Origin of the sequence: Pseudomonas anguilliseptica, from assembly GCF_021375795.1 — a bacterium.
Classification (GTDB): Bacteria; Pseudomonadota; Gammaproteobacteria; order Pseudomonadales; family Pseudomonadaceae; genus Aquipseudomonas; species Aquipseudomonas anguilliseptica_A.
Genome location: NZ_JAEIOI010000002.1, coordinates 226161 through 240760 on the forward strand (window position 1 = coordinate 226161; position 14600 = coordinate 240760).

Annotated in this window: 15 protein-coding genes; 10 read left to right on the top strand and 5 right to left on the bottom strand. The window is 61.5% G+C overall.

What is annotated here, in order from left to right:
- Positions 1–52: 52 nt before the first annotated feature.
- The 4 genes from IOD17_RS08905 (at position 53) to IOD17_RS08920 (ending at position 4553) form a co-directional block, all read left to right on the top strand.
- Positions 53–604 carry a glutathione peroxidase gene (locus IOD17_RS08905; protein WP_233684745.1) on the top strand — a complete coding sequence of 184 codons (552 nt, stop codon included), beginning with the start codon at positions 53–55 and terminating at the stop codon, positions 602–604.
- 122 nt (positions 605–726) lie between these two features.
- A complete protein-coding gene (locus tag IOD17_RS08910) occupies positions 727–1653 on the top strand; it encodes an esterase/lipase family protein (protein WP_233684746.1) in 927 nt (308 codons plus the stop codon).
- Between the two features lie 47 nt (positions 1654–1700).
- The gene (locus IOD17_RS08915) at positions 1701–2771 is read left to right on the top strand and encodes a lipase secretion chaperone (protein WP_233684747.1); all 1071 of its coding nucleotides are present in this window, start codon (positions 1701–1703) and stop codon (positions 2769–2771) included.
- A gap of 3 nt (positions 2772–2774) precedes the next feature.
- Positions 2775–4553 carry a hybrid sensor histidine kinase/response regulator gene (locus IOD17_RS08920; protein WP_233684748.1) on the top strand — a complete coding sequence of 593 codons (1779 nt, stop codon included), beginning with the start codon at positions 2775–2777 and terminating at the stop codon, positions 4551–4553.
- Here the strand turns inward: IOD17_RS08920 and IOD17_RS08925 are convergent.
- From IOD17_RS08925 to IOD17_RS08935, 3 genes are all read right to left on the bottom strand, one after another.
- A complete protein-coding gene (locus IOD17_RS08925) occupies positions 4522–5139 on the bottom strand; it encodes a response regulator (protein ID WP_233684749.1) in 618 nt (205 codons plus the stop codon). The genes IOD17_RS08920 and IOD17_RS08925 overlap by 32 nt on opposite strands.
- 407 nt (positions 5140–5546) lie before the next feature.
- Positions 5547–6026, bottom strand: a complete 480-nt coding sequence (locus tag IOD17_RS08930) for a hypothetical protein (protein WP_233684750.1) — start codon at positions 6024–6026, stop codon at positions 5547–5549.
- A 244-nt stretch (positions 6027–6270) separates the two neighbouring features.
- Positions 6271–7125 carry a sulfurtransferase gene (locus IOD17_RS08935; protein WP_233684751.1) on the bottom strand — a complete coding sequence of 285 codons (855 nt, stop codon included), beginning with the start codon at positions 7123–7125 and terminating at the stop codon, positions 6271–6273.
- Between the two features lie 160 nt (positions 7126–7285).
- Here IOD17_RS08935 and IOD17_RS08940 point away from each other — a divergent pair, with 160 nt between their 5' ends.
- Complete coding sequence (locus IOD17_RS08940; RefSeq protein ID WP_233684752.1) at positions 7286–7963, top strand: spermidine synthase; 678 nt, start codon at positions 7286–7288, stop codon at positions 7961–7963.
- 45 nt (positions 7964–8008) lie between these two features.
- Here the strand turns inward: IOD17_RS08940 and IOD17_RS08945 are convergent, their stop codons facing one another.
- Together IOD17_RS08945 and IOD17_RS08950 are read right to left on the bottom strand one after the other, a co-directional pair.
- Entirely contained in the window at positions 8009–8836 is an 828-nt protein-coding gene (locus IOD17_RS08945; protein WP_233684753.1) for an HDOD domain-containing protein, read from the bottom strand.
- A gap of 165 nt (positions 8837–9001) precedes the next feature.
- Positions 9002–10063: an SMP-30/gluconolactonase/LRE family protein gene (locus tag IOD17_RS08950; protein ID WP_233684754.1), complete on the bottom strand. Its 1062-nt coding sequence runs from the start codon at positions 10061–10063 to the stop codon at positions 9002–9004.
- A 139-nt stretch (positions 10064–10202) separates the two neighbouring features.
- Between IOD17_RS08950 and rnd the strand changes: the two genes are divergently transcribed.
- The 5 genes from rnd (at position 10203) to IOD17_RS08975 (ending at position 14558) form a co-directional block, all read left to right on the top strand.
- A complete protein-coding gene (gene rnd, locus IOD17_RS08955) occupies positions 10203–11336 on the top strand; it encodes a ribonuclease D (protein ID WP_233684755.1) in 1134 nt (377 codons plus the stop codon).
- Positions 11333–11626 carry a YcgL domain-containing protein gene (locus IOD17_RS08960; RefSeq protein ID WP_233684756.1) on the top strand — a complete coding sequence of 98 codons (294 nt, stop codon included), beginning with the start codon at positions 11333–11335 and terminating at the stop codon, positions 11624–11626. The genes rnd and IOD17_RS08960 overlap by 4 nt, the downstream gene beginning before the upstream one ends.
- Positions 11627–11649: 23 nt before the next feature.
- Entirely contained in the window at positions 11650–12582 is a 933-nt protein-coding gene (locus tag IOD17_RS08965) for a D-2-hydroxyacid dehydrogenase (protein ID WP_233685212.1), read from the top strand.
- Positions 12583–12674: 92 nt separating this feature from the next.
- Complete coding sequence (locus tag IOD17_RS08970; protein WP_233684757.1) at positions 12675–13124, top strand: YcgN family cysteine cluster protein; 450 nt, start codon at positions 12675–12677, stop codon at positions 13122–13124.
- 207 nt (positions 13125–13331) lie between these two features.
- Positions 13332–14558 carry a hypothetical protein gene (locus tag IOD17_RS08975; protein WP_233684758.1) on the top strand — a complete coding sequence of 409 codons (1227 nt, stop codon included), beginning with the start codon at positions 13332–13334 and terminating at the stop codon, positions 14556–14558.
- Positions 14559–14600: the final 42 nt, after the last annotated feature.

Consider the following 14600-nt stretch of genomic DNA (forward strand, 5'->3'; position numbering starts at 1 on the left):
GTTTATGCCTGACGCATGGTGTTGGGCTGTCGATTGATCAAGGTAATCCGTTATGTGGCGTACTTTTCTGCTGGTTGCGGTGATGTTTGGGGCAGTGGGCGGGCTTGCCCAGGCGGCCGAGTGCCCGGCCTTGTTGCAGGGCGATCTGCAGAAACTGCGTAGCCAGGAGCGTATCGACCTGTGTGCGCAGTTCGCCGGCAAACCGCTGGTGGTAGTCAATACCGCCAGCTTCTGCGGCTTTACTCCGCAGTTCAAAGGCCTTGAGGCGCTGTATCAGCGGTACAAGGGGCAAGGCCTGCAGATTCTCGGTGTACCTTCGGATGATTTTCGCCAGGAGGCTGATGACAGTGCCGAGACGGCCAAGGTCTGCTACGTCAACTATGGCGTGACCTTTGCCATGAGTGAAACCCAGCGCGTAACCGGCAGTGATGCCGTACCGCTGTTCAAGGAACTGGCCGCGCAGAGCCAGGCTCCACGCTGGAACTTCTCCAAGTATGTGGTTGATGCCCAGGGCCAGGTGATCGCCAGTTTCCCCAGCAGCACCACACCCGATGACCCGGCACTGCTAGCTGCCGTCGAGCAGGCGATTGCCTCGCAGCGTTGAGCGCCGGGTGATCGAGGCCTCACCCATCTGGGCGATGGTTTACCGTTAAACACCTCCTTAGAGTTGTTAGTACGCCGGACGCAGTTTCCCGGCGTGCCAACAAGAAAAATAAGGAGGCACCCATGCGTCGCGTTATTGCTACTGCCCTAGCTGCTGTTGCCCTGGTGGGCGCGGTTGAAGCTCAAGCCAACTACACCAAGACCAAATACCCGATCGTGCTGGTGCACGGGGTGACTGGTTTCGACACCATTGGTGGGCTGATCAACTACTTCCATACCATTCCCTGGAACCTTGAGCGCGACGGTGCCAAGGTCTATGTCGCCAGTGTGTCGGCACTCAACGACAGCGAGCAGCGCGGTGCCTCCCTGGCGCAGCAGATCGTGCCGTGGGCCAGTGCCAATGGTGGCAAGGTCAACCTGATCGGCCATAGCCAGGGTTCACCGACTTCGCGCGTTGCTGCCTCGCTGCGTCCTGATCTGGTGGCCTCGGTAACCTCGGTCAACGGCGTCAACAAAGGCTCTAAGGTAGCCGATGTGCTGCGCGGCGCAATTCCGGCCAACAGCGCGATCGAAGGCGGGGCCAATGGCCTGGCCAATACCCTGGGCAAGCTGATCAACCTGCTGTCGGGTAACAACAACCCGCAGAACGGCTTGGCCGCACTGAAAACCCTCACCACCGCAGGTACTACGGCGCTTAACGGCCGCCATCCATGGGGTGTGAACAGCAGCAGCTACTGCGCCAAATCCACCGAAGTGCACAACGTGCGCGGGCACAACATCCGTTACTACTCCTGGACCGGTAATACTCCGTACACCAACGTCTTTGATGCGGTTGATCCGTTTCTAGCCATCACCGGCCTGGCGTTTAATGGCGAGAAGAACGATGGGCTGGTTGGCGTTTGCTCGACCTACCTGGGGCAGGTGATCGCTGATGACTACAACATGAACCACGTGGATGCGATCAACCACCTGTTTGGTGTACGTGGCTGGACCGACCCGGTTTCGCTGTACCGCCAGCATGCCAACCGCCTGAAAAACAAAGGCGTCTGACCGTTGTCCGGCGGGCTGCGCAATGCCGCCCGCGTTCTGGAGCTTTTATGGCCCTGTCGTTGCGCACCACTGTTCCTCTTCTGGTACTGGCCGGCAGCGTTGCCGGCCTTACGCTTTACTGGCAATGGCCGCAGGCATCTGCGCCGGCCGCAAGCCACGCACCGTCGGCCAGCACGGCGACTGTTGCCAGCCCCCCCGTGGCGCATCTACCAGCAGGCAAGCCGGCTGCGCAAAGCCCGGAAAAACCCGTAACCCTGCCGGGCCTGCAAGGCACTGAAGTGGATGGTGACCTGCGTGCCGACAGTGCCGGTAACCTGCAGCTGAACCTGGCCTTGCGCGATTATCTGGATTACTTCCTCAGCGCGGCGGATCGAGCCGGCCTGGAAGTGGTCGTCGAGGCCATGCTGGCGGATGCCCGTGGGCGTTTGCCGGAGCCGGCGCTGGGGCAGTTTATCGGCCTGCTGGGCGACTACATGGATTACAAACGCGCCAGTCTGGAACTGTTACAACAGCCGTTGAGTGCTGCGCAGCAGAGCACCCCGGCAGACCAGTTGCAGGCCTTGCAGCGCGCCTTCGAGCAACTGGCGCAACTGCGCCGGGCGCATTTTTCCAGTGCGGCGGCCGAAGCCCTGTTCGGTGCCGAAGAAGCCTATGGCCGTTACACCCTTGATAACCTGGCCCTGATGGCCCGTGACGACTTGACCGAACAGGCCAAGGCGCTGGCACAAGAGCGTTTGCGCGCCCAGTTGCCCGAGGCCATGCGTGCCAGCGAGGAGCGTCAGACGCAGGCCCAGGCCTTGCAGGCGCAAACCGAGAAACTCTGGCAGGAGGGGGCCAGCGAAGAGCAGGTGCGTCAGTTCCTTACCTTGACCTATGATCCACCCACGGTCGAGCGTCTGCTCGACGAGCAGCGCAACGAGCGCGCCTGGCAACAGCGTTATGCCGCTTACCAGCAGGAGCTGGCGGGTCTGCAGGGCAATGGCCTGAGTGCTGAGGATCAGCAGCGTGAGCAGCAGCGTCTGCGCCAGCGTTTGTTCAGAGCCGAAGATCAGCATCGGGTGGAGACCTATGACGCCATTGCCGCCAAACAGCAGGACAATCCCTCGCCTGAGCTGTAAGCCATGAACCTGGAGCGCCAGGAAGCCCTGCTACTGGCCCAGCAGCGCCGTGGCTATCGCAGCCTGCGCTTCACCGAGGCGCTGGAAGAGCAGTTTGTCGAGCACCGGGTACAGCGTATTCGCCGCCGTCTGCTGCTGATCATCAGTACCGCGATTGTCTTTCAGCTGGTTTACACCGTACTGGATCTGTTGCTTCTGCCCCTGGAAACCAGTCTGGCGACCTTGCTGCTGCGCGTGCTGGGTATGTTTGGTGCGTTGCTGGCATTTCTCTATTGCCGGCGCCCGAGCAGCCCGGCGCGCCCAAGTCTGCTGGCCTATGTGGCTGCCTACGGGCTGAACGGTAGCTGTGTGGCGGCGATTATCCACGTGTGCTGGGCCCAGGGCGTGCCGATGCCCTATGACGGGCTGTTTCTGGTGCTGCTGTTTGGCTATGTATTGCTCGGCGTGTCGTTTCGTGCGGTCAGTCTGGCGTCGTGGAGTATCTGTGGCCTGTTTCTGTTGTTTGGCCTGTTCAGTTCAGGCGGCAGCGTGATGTTGAGTTATCAGGGGCTGTTTTTGCTGTGCGCCAACCTGATCGGCAGTGTCGGCGCCTACCTGCAAGAGCACGGCCAGCGTGGCGCCTGGCTTAACTTGCGCCTGCTGGACCTGGCGCGGCAGCGTGCGGAAGCGGACGACGCACGCAAACTGCGCCTGCTCGCGGCCGCCAGCCATGATCTGCGCCAACCACTCAACGCCATGGGCCTGTATGCCCAGCATCTGCTTGAACAGAATCAGGATCCCGGCGTGCACCGCATCAGCAGCCGTCTGGCGATTGCCGTGGAGCAGCTCAGTCGACTGCTGCAATCGCTGTTCGACTACACGCGCTTGACTCTACCCGGCGGCGTGCAGGCCAAACAGGAGGTGTTCGCCTTGCGTCCGCTGCTGGCGCGCCTGAGTGGTGAAACCCGCGCCGAAGCCGATGCCCAGGGCATTGAGTTGCAGCTGCACAGTGCCGACCTCTGGGTGCGCAGTGATCCGCTGTTGCTCGAGCGTGTGCTGCGCAACTTGCTTAGCAATGCGCTGCGCCATGCGCAGGCACGGCATGTGTGGTTGCAGGCGCGGGCGGAAGAGGGCGTGGTCTACCTGGAAGTCGGGGATGATGGCCAGGGCTTGAGCGATGAAGAGCAAGAGCTGGTGTTCGAAGAGTTCCGCCAACTGGACAACCCCGGACGCAATGCCGAACGCGGCCTGGGCCTGGGCTTGGCTATTGTGCAGCAACTGGCGCAATTGCTTGGGCATCAGTTGCAATTGCACTCAAGCCCTGGGGCTGGCGCGCGGTTTGTTCTGCAACTGCCGGTGGCCGAGGCTGGGCAATGGCAGGCACCTGCGCCGGCGGTCAGCGCCATGCAGGGGCGAGTGCTGTTGCTGGAGGATGATGCTGCAGGGCGTGAAGCTCTGGCTGGGCTGTTGCAACGCTGGGGCTGTGAGGTATGGGCCTGCGCCGATCCAGCCGAGGCTTTGCAGTGTTTGTCCGAGGCGCAGCCACAGGTGCTGATCAGCGACTATCGGCTGGCGGCCACTGAAGACGGCCTGCGCGCCATTGAGCGTCTGCGCGAGGAAGCCGGGCGTATGCTGCCGGCGCTGCTGATCACAGCGGATGTCAGCGCTGACCTGCAGGAACGCTGCACCCGTGCCCATGTCACCCTGCTGGGTAAGCCACTGCTGCCGGCTCGCCTGCGTCAGACCCTGGCGGTGTTATTGCCCGCAGTGGTTAAAGCCAGCCCCGCTGCCGCGCCGCACTAACGCAGGCAGTGCGAGTGTGCACGTCGAACTCCTGGAACAGTGATTTCAGGTGGGTTTTCACCGTGTCCTCGGAAACGCCCAACTGACGACTGATCGACTTGTTCGGCAGGCCTTCGGCCAGCAGCTGAAGGATTTCCATTTGCCGTGGCGTGAGTTGTGGTTTGTCCCCGTGTTGCGGTGCAGGCAGGGTTTCTCCTAGTAGAACGCGGGTGACCGCCTGACGCAGTTCATCGCTATTGGCACTTTTCGGGATAAATCCCAGGGCTCCGGCAGAGAGTGCGGCCTGGGCGTCCAAGTTGGAGTCGCTGGCACTGAGAATCGCCACCGGGGTCATGCGCCCTTGTTGTTGCCAGCGTTGCAGCAACTCCAGGCCTGGCACGTCTGGCAGACGCAGGTCGAGCAGGATCAGATCGAAAGTGGCGTGTTGCAGGCAGGTTTCGGCGGCGGCTGCGGATTCGGCGGTGCGAATCTGCAGGTCAGGGCAGAGCGGGGCGAGGGCCAGGCTGAGGCCATCGAGAAAGATCCGGTGGTCATCCACCAGCAACAGACTGAGCTGTTCGGGCAAGGCAGTGCAGAGTGCAGTCATAAGGGCTGTCTCAGGCGGCTTATGGCCTGCCATCCATGGCGGCCACCCGCGGGCAGTCGCTACGCGACGTTAGAACGGTTCCAGGCCATTCTTCTTATTGTTGTGTGCGCCGGGCGAGTGTAACCCAAACGGCTGGATGAATCAGAAGCGCTACGTCACCTGTATGCCCTGCTGTGACCGGTCTGCTAATGCTTTGTGCAGTGCTAGAACAATCATTGACCGTGTGATGGCTTGGGGGGTAGAGACAAGATCAGGAAATAGGCAGGGTTTGGATTACTGGGGTTTGCCTGTGGGGCGAAAAGCGACAACTTTCCATGGTTTCTGAAAAGTCTTTGCAACCCTTGAGAGAGCGGTTTGTACCTGTGTTTCGATTGCCGAAAAATGCCCTTGGCACGTTGGTTTGTGTTTCAGGCGACCTGGCTGAGGTTGCCGATGCAGCGCTGCCAGGCGGCGATAAAATCTTTGGTGCGACCATGGGGTTTGAACACCCGTCGCCAGACCTGCGCCATGCCCATCAGGTCGTCGGCATCGGGCAGTTCACGTTGCTCGGCTTCAATCAGCATCCAGGCAATCGCCGTGGCGTAGCGCAGGTTTACGGTCAGTTCCAGGTGCGGCGCAGCAAGGAAGGCATGCTGACTGGCGAGGCCGCGTACCTGGCTGGCGAGTTCTGGGTCCAGTGCCAGGTGCTGATCCCAAAGCTGTTGGTGGCGTAGTGCGGCGATACGGTAGAGGCCGTGCCCGTGTTTGTCATCGAGGGCTGAGCCGAGCGCGGATTGGCTGGCGGCGGCTCCGAGCAACAAGGCTTCGGCGGCGGTGGAATGGCGGCCCAGGTAGAGCAGGGTAGGGCGGATGACGTACTGGCTTAACTCGCAGGCGGCAATTCCCATATAGCCCTCGGCGAAAGGTGACCGATGGGGACGGGGCGCTGGCAGCTTCGACTTATTCTAATAAAGGCCCCACCGGGAGCGGGGTTAGCCGCTCATGTTGAAGTGTAGTGCGACCTTTCTACTGTAAAAGGCTGTTTTTAAATTGTTTTCGGCTTTCGGTTATTGCCTATATTCCAGTTTGTGATTAACCCGCATATGGCGACGCGACGCGACGCGGCGCTGCGGCCGCATCGCTTGAGGCTTGTCAGTCGCCAGTGGCTACTGGCCGAGTCGGGTCGGTGATCCATTCGCTCCAGGAACCGGCATACAGTGGTGCCAGCGGGTAGCCAGCCAGGCACAGGGCGAACAGGTTATGGCAGGCCGTTACACCGGAGCCGCAGTAGGCCACCAGCTCACTGGCCGGACGCTCGCCAAGTTGCGCGGCAAAGCGCTGGCGCAGTTGCTCCGGGCTGAGGAAGTGACCGTCGCTGTCGAGGTTGTCGGTAAACGCCGCACATTGCGCGCCGGGAATATGCCCGGCGACCGGGTCGATTGGCTCTACCTCGCCTCTGAAGCGCGGCAGGCCGCGGGCATCGAGCAGGGTCAGTTGGCTATCACCGAGGCGCTGCTGCAGCTGCGCGGCATTGACCAGCAGGCTGGCGTCGGCGTTGCCAGTGAACGTGCCGGCAATAGGCGTGGGCAGTTCGTGGGTCAAAGTGCCGCCGGCTTCGCGCCAGGCTTTTAGGCCACCATCGAGCAGGTACACGCCGTCACGTTTGCCCAGCCAGGCCAGCAGCCACCAGGCGCGGCTGGCAAAGGCGCCGGGGCCGTCGTCGTACAGCACCACCTCACTGTTATTGTTCAGTCCCCATTCACGCAGACGACTTAGCAGTTGCGCAGGCTCTGGAAGCGGGTGACGGCCGGTGATGCCTTTGTGGATTGGCCCGGACAGGTCGCGCTCCAGATCGGCAAACTGCGCGCCAGGGATGTGGCCTTCGGCATAGCTGCGTTGGCCGTAAGTCAGATCCTCCAGAGCAAAGCGGCAATCAAGAATCAGCAGACTGGGGTCGGCAAGGCGCTGTTGCAGTTGAGCAGCAGTGATCAGTTGGGCGAGGGGCATGCCAGTCATCCTATGGGCAAAGGGGCAGCCGGCATCATAAACCCTGCTATTGAGCTGTCGCAGCCTGGTTCTGGAAGATTTCTGCCCGCTGGGCGCTGCATCTTTGCCGGTTTATGGGCATGCTGCATGCCCGTTTTAGCTGACCCAGGTTGCGCACGCCATGAAGCGTTTTGTACTGCTCGATACCGCCCCGATTCCCGATGGCTCGGGCGCGCTGTGCCTGTTCGAGTACGGTGAGGATTTTGTCATCAAGATTGCCGGCGGCGATGGCGGTCAGTTGATGAATACGCGCATGCATGGTTCCGAAGATGCGCTGGCGGCGATTCCCTGCAAGAAGGTCGCCGGGCGGCCGGACTCGCGGGTGTTGATCGGCGGTCTGGGCATGGGCTTTACCCTGGCCGCAGCCTTGCAGAACCTGGGCAAGACCGCTGAAGTGGAAGTGGCCGAGCTGGTGCCTGGGGTGGTGGAGTGGAACCGCGGACTGCTGGGAGCCAAGGCCGGTTACCCGATTCTCGATCCGCGTACCCGGGTGATTCAGGACGATGTCGCCAACTGCCTGAAGAATGCCGAGCAGCGTTATGACGCGATCATGCTGGATGTCGACAACGGCCCCGAAGGACTGACCCAGAAGCGCAATAGCTGGCTGTATTCGGCTCAGGGTCTGCAGCGCTGTTACCAGGCATTGCGCCCCAAAGGCGTGTTGGCAGTGTGGTCAGCAAGTGCCGACCGGGTGTTCAGCGACAAGGTGCGCAAGGCCGGATTCAAGGTCGAGGAAGTGCAGGTCTACGCCCATGGCAACAAGGGCACCCGGCACACCATCTGGATTGCTAACAAGTAGCACTAGCCACCACTGAGCGCGGTCAGGCGCTCAGTGGTGTTTGACTCAGCCAAGCAGCTCGGCAAAGCCTTTGTCGGCATCCAGAATAGCCGGCAGTTCATCCAGCAGGCTGGGCACATCCAGCCCTTCGAACAGCGGGCCTTGCAGCGTGTCCACTGCCTTGGACATGGCGCCTGGATGTTCACGCAGCGCCTCGGCAATCGACACCGCTTGCGCCAGTACGCGTGGCAAGGGCATGTCCACTGGTGCCTGGAACGGCCGACTCTGGTAGGCGATGGCATGCTGGATCAGCTCCGGCAGTTGCCAGCGCCGCGCCAGCTCCGCACCCACCTCAGGGAAGCCAAAGCCCAGTTGCAGGGTTTCCAGTGCCACACGCTGGGCGGCCCCGACATCCTTACCATTCTGGTTGAGGCGTTCGGCCAGCTCAGGTACGCCGGTCTGAATCAGCAGTTCGCCGATGTTGTGCATCATCCCGCAGGTAAATGCAGTTTCCACGGCAACACCGCGGTTCTTCGCCAGCAGTCGACTGATGCTGGCGACCTGAAAGCTGTGTGTCCAGAAACCCTTGAGGTCAAAGCCTGGCGGCGCCTGAAACGCACCGGTCACAGCGGAGGCCAGCACCAGCGTACGCAGGGTGTTGAAACCCAGGCGCATGGCGGCATCTTCAACGCTGGTGGACTCGCGGGCGCCGCGAAAGCGCGCCGAGTTGGCCAGGCGCAGCACTTTGGCGGCTATCACCGGATCCAGGGCGATATTGCGCGCCACACTGTCCAGGCTGGTGTGGGGGTTATCGAACTGTTGAATCAGATCCTGGGCGACGCGGGGTATACAGGGCAAGCTGTGAACTTGTGAAAACAGGGCGCTTATATCCATGACAGGAGCCTGCTAGAGGGGTGGGAATAATCACGATAGCAGCGATTTGCAGAGCGCAATGTGCCGTGCACATTTCTCCTGATCTGGATCAGGAAAACACCTGCAGGAGGGGCTGGGGAGGGGGTAGAAAGGCCCGCCACATTTGATGGGCGGGCCTCAGATGTATCAGCGGATTTTCAGTTTGCCGATGCGGTCGTTGTCCAGGCTGCCGAAGTACAGGTAGTCGCCCACCGGCTTGACCGAGGTGATCATGCGCAGGTGGGTGCCACTGGTGTCATGCAGGCTCTGGATGATCTCGCCTTGCTCATTGAGGGCGATGGCAAAACCGTAAGGAACGGCCTTGGGCCAGAAGGCGCGTGGCAGTTTGGCCAGCTGTGATTTCGCCCAGGGCGAGCGGTGTAGCATATCGGCGTCGGCCTTGCGCGGGGTTGGCAGGGCGACCCAGAAGGTGCCGTTGCGGTCACCCTGCAGGTTGTCCGGCAGGCCCGGCAGATTGTCGATGAAAATGTCGTGGGTGCCGGCCTTGTCGCCGCTCAGCCAGTAACGGGTGATGCGGTAGCGGTAGGTTTCGTTGACCAGCACGAAGTCCTCATTGGCCGACAGCGCTACGCCGTTGGCGAAGTACAGGTCCTTGAGCAGCACCTTGGTTTCGCCGTTGGCCGTGTTGTAGCTGAGCAGGCGGCCCCACGGACGGGCTTCGAGCAGGTCGAGCAGGTAATCCGGTTGTTCGAAACGCTGGCTGGCATCGCTGAAGTAGATAGTGCCGTCGCGGGCAATGTCGAGATCGTCGGTGAACTTGAACGGCACGCCTTCGGCTTCAGTGGTCAGTACCTTGACCTGGCCCTGAGGGTTGATGCTCAGCAAGCCCTTGTAGGCGTCGGCGACGATCAGGTTTCCGGCGGCGTCAAAGTCCATACCCAGTGGGCGGCCCTGGGTGTCGACGAAAGTCTCCACGCTACCATCGGCCTTGATGCGCACGATCTTGCCGTCATGCAGGCCGGCGTACACCTGACCCTGAGCATCCACTGCGGTGTCTTCCGGGCCATGCACCTGGCCACGGCCGAGCAGTTCGGCCTTCATCAAGGTGTCGTTGGGTTCCAGATTACCGGTCATTGGCGGGATTTTTGGCGCGTCCCAGGCCAGCGGGTCAATCGGGCTGGGGGTGACGGCGAGGTAGATTGCCGCGGCGGCAATCAGGGCCGCCAGCAGGCCAAGCAGTTTCTTCATTGTTGTTATTCCCTGTTGAAGGTGGTTCTCAATGCAAGCGGGCGCAGAATAGCGCGTCTGCCGGCTGTCGCGCATTGTGAATGCCCGGCTATTGGACTGGGCGATATATACTGCGCGGCATTCTTCAGGGGAGAGCCGCGTGGCGATTGATATTCAGTGGATTGGCGATGACGCCAGCCTGGCACAGCATTGTGCAACCTGGCGCACGCTGGCGTTTGTGGCGCTCGATACGGAATTTATGCGGGTCGACACTTTTTACCCGATTGCCGGCCTGTTGCAGGTCAGCGAGGGCGAGCGGGCGTACCTGATCGATCCGCTGCTGATCAGCGACTGGACGCCCTTTGCCGAGCTGCTGCGAGACCCTGCCGTGGTCAAGGTGCTGCACGCCTGCAGCGAAGACCTGGAAGTGTTTCTGCGTTTGACTGGCAGCCTGCCCGCGCCGCTGTTCGACACCCAACTGGCGGCCGGCTATCTCAATCTGGGTTTCTCCATGGGCTATTCGCGTCTGGTGCAGGCGGTGCTGAATATCGAACTGCCCAAGGGCGAGACCCGCTCCGACTGGCTGCAACGGCCGTTGTCGGCCACTCAGGTCAGCTATGCCGCGGAAGATGTGCTGCACCTGGCTGAGGTCTATGCGCAGCTCAAGGCGCAGCTGCCGGCTGATAAATACGCCTGGGTGCTGGAAGACGGCGCCGAGTTGGTCAGCAACCTTGGTCGCGAAGTCGATCCCGAGCTGGCCTACCGCGAAGCCAAGCTGGCCTGGAAACTCTCGCGCCAGCAATTGGCGGTGTTGAAAGCACTGTGTAGCTGGCGTGAAGAGCAGGCGCGTAAACGCAACCAGCCGCGCAACCGGATTATTCGCGAGCATTCGCTATGGCCACTGGCACGCACCCAGCCGGATAACCTGGTGGCCCTGGGGCGGATCGAAGACATGCACCCGAAAACCGTGCGCCAGGATGGCGAGTTTATTTTGCAACTGATCAAGCAGGCCGCAGCCACCCCGGCTGAAGAGTGGCCTGAAGCCCTGCCCGAGCCATTGCCGCTGGAGGCTGCATCACTGCTGAAAAAGCTGCGTGCCATCGGCCAGCGCGAGGGGGAACGCCTGGGAATCGCCCCGGAGCTGATGCTGCGCAAGAAAACCCTCGAAGCCCTGTTGAAAACCGGCTACCCCAATGGCCCCTACCAGCTGCCGGATTCCCTGCGCGGCTGGCGACGTGAATTGATGGGCCAGGCACTGCTTGATTGCCTGGCTGCAACCGGAGACTCCGCGTGAAACGTATCTGCTCAATCTACAAAAGCCCGCGCAAGAACGAGATGTACCTCTATGTGCTGAAAAGCGATGGCCTCAAACGTGTACCTGAAGCGCTGTTGAGCGCCTTCGGTACTCCGGCTCTGGCCTTCGAACTGATCCTCACCCCCGAGCGCCAACTGGCCCGCGAGGACATCCACAAGGTGCTGGCCAACCTCGACGAGCAGGGCTACCACCTGCAAATGCCTCCACCGGAAGATGAATACATCGAGCACCTGCCCGATGAACTGCTGCGCCGTAACGATCCGGTCTGATGAACCCGCCTGCTGACACCCCGCTGCGCGTACTGATCGCGGAGGGCGAGCATCGCCGTTATGCCGCGTTGCTGCGTGAGCAGGCTCCTGAGTTGGAAGTGTTCGGCAGCGACCAATTGGGCGATTTGCAGCATCAGGCATCAACCTGCCCGGTGTGGCTGGGGCAGCCTGACTTGTTGGCTGCCTTGCTGCGCCAAGGTGTTCGGCCGCACTGGTTGCAATCGACCTGGGCAGGCATCACGCCCTTGTTGGCCGCTGATTTGCCAAGCGATTACCGCCTGAGCCGCGCCGTGGGTATCTTCGGTCAGGTGATGGCCGAGTACGTGCTGGGGCATCTGCTGGCTCATCAACGTCAGTTGTTTGCCCGCCTGGCGGCGCAGGTCGAGCAGCGCTGGGACAACCGCGCACCGCAGAGCCTGGCCGGGCGCACGGCGCTGATTGTCGGTACGGGGGATATCGGCTTGAACGTGGCGCGGTTTCTCGCACCGTTCGGCATGCAGTTGCTGGGCATTGCCAGCAGCCCGCGCCATCTGCCGCCGTTCCGTCGGGTGGTTGGGCTCGACGAGCTGCCAAGCCTGGCGGCGGAGGCCGATTACCTGATCAACCTGCTGCCCGATACGCCAGCCACCCGTGATATTTACGATGCCGAACTGTTTGCTGCCTGCAAGCCCAGCGCGCTATTTATCAACGCCGGGCGTGGTGTGGCTGTAGTCGATCAGGCACTGGTCAGCGCCTTGCAGCAGGGGCAACTGGCCGGCGCGGTGATCGATGTCTGCCGCGTAGAGCCGCTGCCTGCTGGCCATCCATTCTGGGATGCACCGCGTTTGTTGCTGACCGGGCACAGTGCTGCGCCGACAGACCCGCGCCTGCTGGTGCAGCTGTTTGTTGATAACCTGCAACGCTGGCGTGCCGGTGAGGCCTTGGTGGGGCAGGTGGATTTCACTCGGGGTTATTGAGTCAAGCGGCAGCCATTCGGCTTGCCGCCCTTGGCCGCGTCAGGCTGAGCGGCTAGACTGCCGGCCTTTTCGCCCCTCACCGTACCCTCGCCATGGCCGCTAAAGTCGAACCCTTCTGGAAACGCAAAACCCTCGAACAGCTGGATCAGGACGAGTGGGAGTCGCTGTGCGATGGCTGCGGTCTGTGCTGCCTGCAAAAGCTTGAAGACGAGGACGATGGCAGCGTCTATTACACGCGCATCGCCTGCAAACTGCTGGATCTGCAAACCTGCCGCTGCACGGACTACAGCAACCGGCGCAAGTTTGTGCCCGACTGTATTCAGCTCACCCCGGCCCAGGCCGATCAGTTTCAGTGGCTGCCGCCGACCTGTGCTTACCGTCTGGTCAGCGAGGGTAAGGACCTGCTGCTGTGGCATCACCTGGTCTGCGGCGACCCCGAGCAAGTGCACAAACAGCGAATTTCCCAGGCTGGGCGCATGCTTAGCGAAAACAGCGTGGCCGAGGATGAGTGGGAGGATCATATGATCTTCCGCGCCGGCTGAGAGGATGTTTACAAACTACTGCGCTCGGCCATTCTGCGTTGAAATCAGCCTCAAAATGCTCATGTACAACTCGTACACTCCGCTTTTTCGGCTTCTTTCGCCTTGTTTGGCCGTCGCTCGCTACGTTTGTAAGCATCCTCTGAACCTCGCCTGCAAATGCCAGCCTAAACTCGCCTGAACCATTCAATTGCACTGTGGAGCTTTGCCATGTTGCTGCGCCGTCTGTTGCTGTCCGTTGTCTTGCTGAGCCTGAGTACCCCGCTGTGGGCGAAGAAGGTTGATCTGGATTACCGCGTGCGTTTTCTGCCGGAGACCGAGCAGGCCGAAGTCAGCCTGACTCTGGAAGACGGCGCGCGGGTCATCAGCCTGGCCTTCAATCTGGGCGACCAGGGCGTTTACAGCGACTTCAAGGCCGATGGCCAATGGACCCAGGACAGTCCTGCACTGGGCGTTTGGCAGCCAGCCAAAGGCAAGGCAAAGCTGACTTACCTGATGCGCATCAACCATGAACGTGCCCCCGGGCGTTTTGATGCGCGGATCACCAAGGATTGGGCGCTGCTGCGTGGCGACGATCTGGTACCGGCGGTCAAGCTGCGCCAGGAAGATCACACCGTGCTGGTGTCGCGTCTGCAGTTCGACCTGCCCAAGGGCTGGAAAAGTGTCGAAACCGGCTGGCCGCGGGTCGGCAAGAACAAGTTCCGCATCGACAACCCACAGCGCAAATTCGACCGCCCAACAGGCTGGATCGTGGCCGGTAAAGTCGGCACGCGCCGTGCCAAGCTGGGCGAAACCGATGTGGCCATCGCCGCGCCAGTGGGCGAAGGCATGCGCCGTATGGACGTAATGACCCTGCTGACCTTCGTCTGGCCACATGCCCAGGAAGTGTTCCCGCGCGACCCGGCCAAGCTGCTGATCGTCGGTGCCGGCGACCCTATGTGGCGCGGCGGTCTGTCGGCGGCCAACTCCTACTACATGCACAGTGACCGTCCGCTGGTCAGTGAGAACGGCACCAGTTCCCTGGTGCACGAACTGGTGCATGTGTTCAGCCGAATCCGCGCCCGTGACCGCAGTGACTGGATCACCGAGGGCTTGGCCGAGTACTACGCCATCGAGCTGATGCGCCGTGCCGGTGGCCTCAGCGAAGAGCGTTACCAGAAGATTCGCGAACAGCTGATCCGCTGGAGCAAGCCGGTGCAGAGCCTGCGCACTGACAACTCCAGTGGCCCGGTTACTGCCCGCGCGGTATTGCTGTTGCAGGAACTGGATCGGGAAATCCGTCAGGCCACCAAAGGCACCACCCAGCCACGCTCGCTGGATGACGTGACCCGCGGTCTGATGCGCCTGGACAAGGCCAGCACCAAAGACTTTATCGAGATCAGCGAAAACGTCATGGGTGGTGCCTCCGAGGTGCTGGACAACAAGCTGTTGCGCTAGTCACCCGCCTGAGTAAGCATGCGGCGCAGTTGTCAGTGAGGA

What these genes read in the sequence shown, in the direction of transcription:
- IOD17_RS08950 (WP_233684754.1), bottom strand. Translation starts at nt 10,063, where the DNA reads ATGAAGAAACTGCTTGGCCTGCTGGCGGCCCTGATTGCCGCCGCGGCA.
- IOD17_RS08905 (WP_233684745.1), top strand. Translation starts at nt 53, where the DNA reads ATGTGGCGTACTTTTCTGCTGGTTGCGGTGATGTTTGGGGCAGTGGGC.
- IOD17_RS08930 (WP_233684750.1), bottom strand. Translation starts at nt 6,026, where the DNA reads ATGGGAATTGCCGCCTGCGAGTTAAGCCAGTACGTCATCCGCCCTACC.
- IOD17_RS08910 (WP_233684746.1), top strand. Translation starts at nt 727, where the DNA reads ATGCGTCGCGTTATTGCTACTGCCCTAGCTGCTGTTGCCCTGGTGGGC.
- IOD17_RS08925 (WP_233684749.1), bottom strand. Translation starts at nt 5,139, where the DNA reads ATGACTGCACTCTGCACTGCCTTGCCCGAACAGCTCAGTCTGTTGCTG.
- IOD17_RS08945 (WP_233684753.1), bottom strand. Translation starts at nt 8,836, where the DNA reads ATGGATATAAGCGCCCTGTTTTCACAAGTTCACAGCTTGCCCTGTATA.
- IOD17_RS08975 (WP_233684758.1), top strand. Translation starts at nt 13,332, where the DNA reads ATGTTGCTGCGCCGTCTGTTGCTGTCCGTTGTCTTGCTGAGCCTGAGT.
- IOD17_RS08970 (WP_233684757.1), top strand. Translation starts at nt 12,675, where the DNA reads ATGGCCGCTAAAGTCGAACCCTTCTGGAAACGCAAAACCCTCGAACAG.
- IOD17_RS08915 (WP_233684747.1), top strand. Translation starts at nt 1,701, where the DNA reads ATGGCCCTGTCGTTGCGCACCACTGTTCCTCTTCTGGTACTGGCCGGC.
- IOD17_RS08935 (WP_233684751.1), bottom strand. Translation starts at nt 7,125, where the DNA reads ATGCCCCTCGCCCAACTGATCACTGCTGCTCAACTGCAACAGCGCCTT.
- IOD17_RS08920 (WP_233684748.1), top strand. Translation starts at nt 2,775, where the DNA reads ATGAACCTGGAGCGCCAGGAAGCCCTGCTACTGGCCCAGCAGCGCCGT.
- IOD17_RS08940 (WP_233684752.1), top strand. Translation starts at nt 7,286, where the DNA reads ATGAAGCGTTTTGTACTGCTCGATACCGCCCCGATTCCCGATGGCTCG.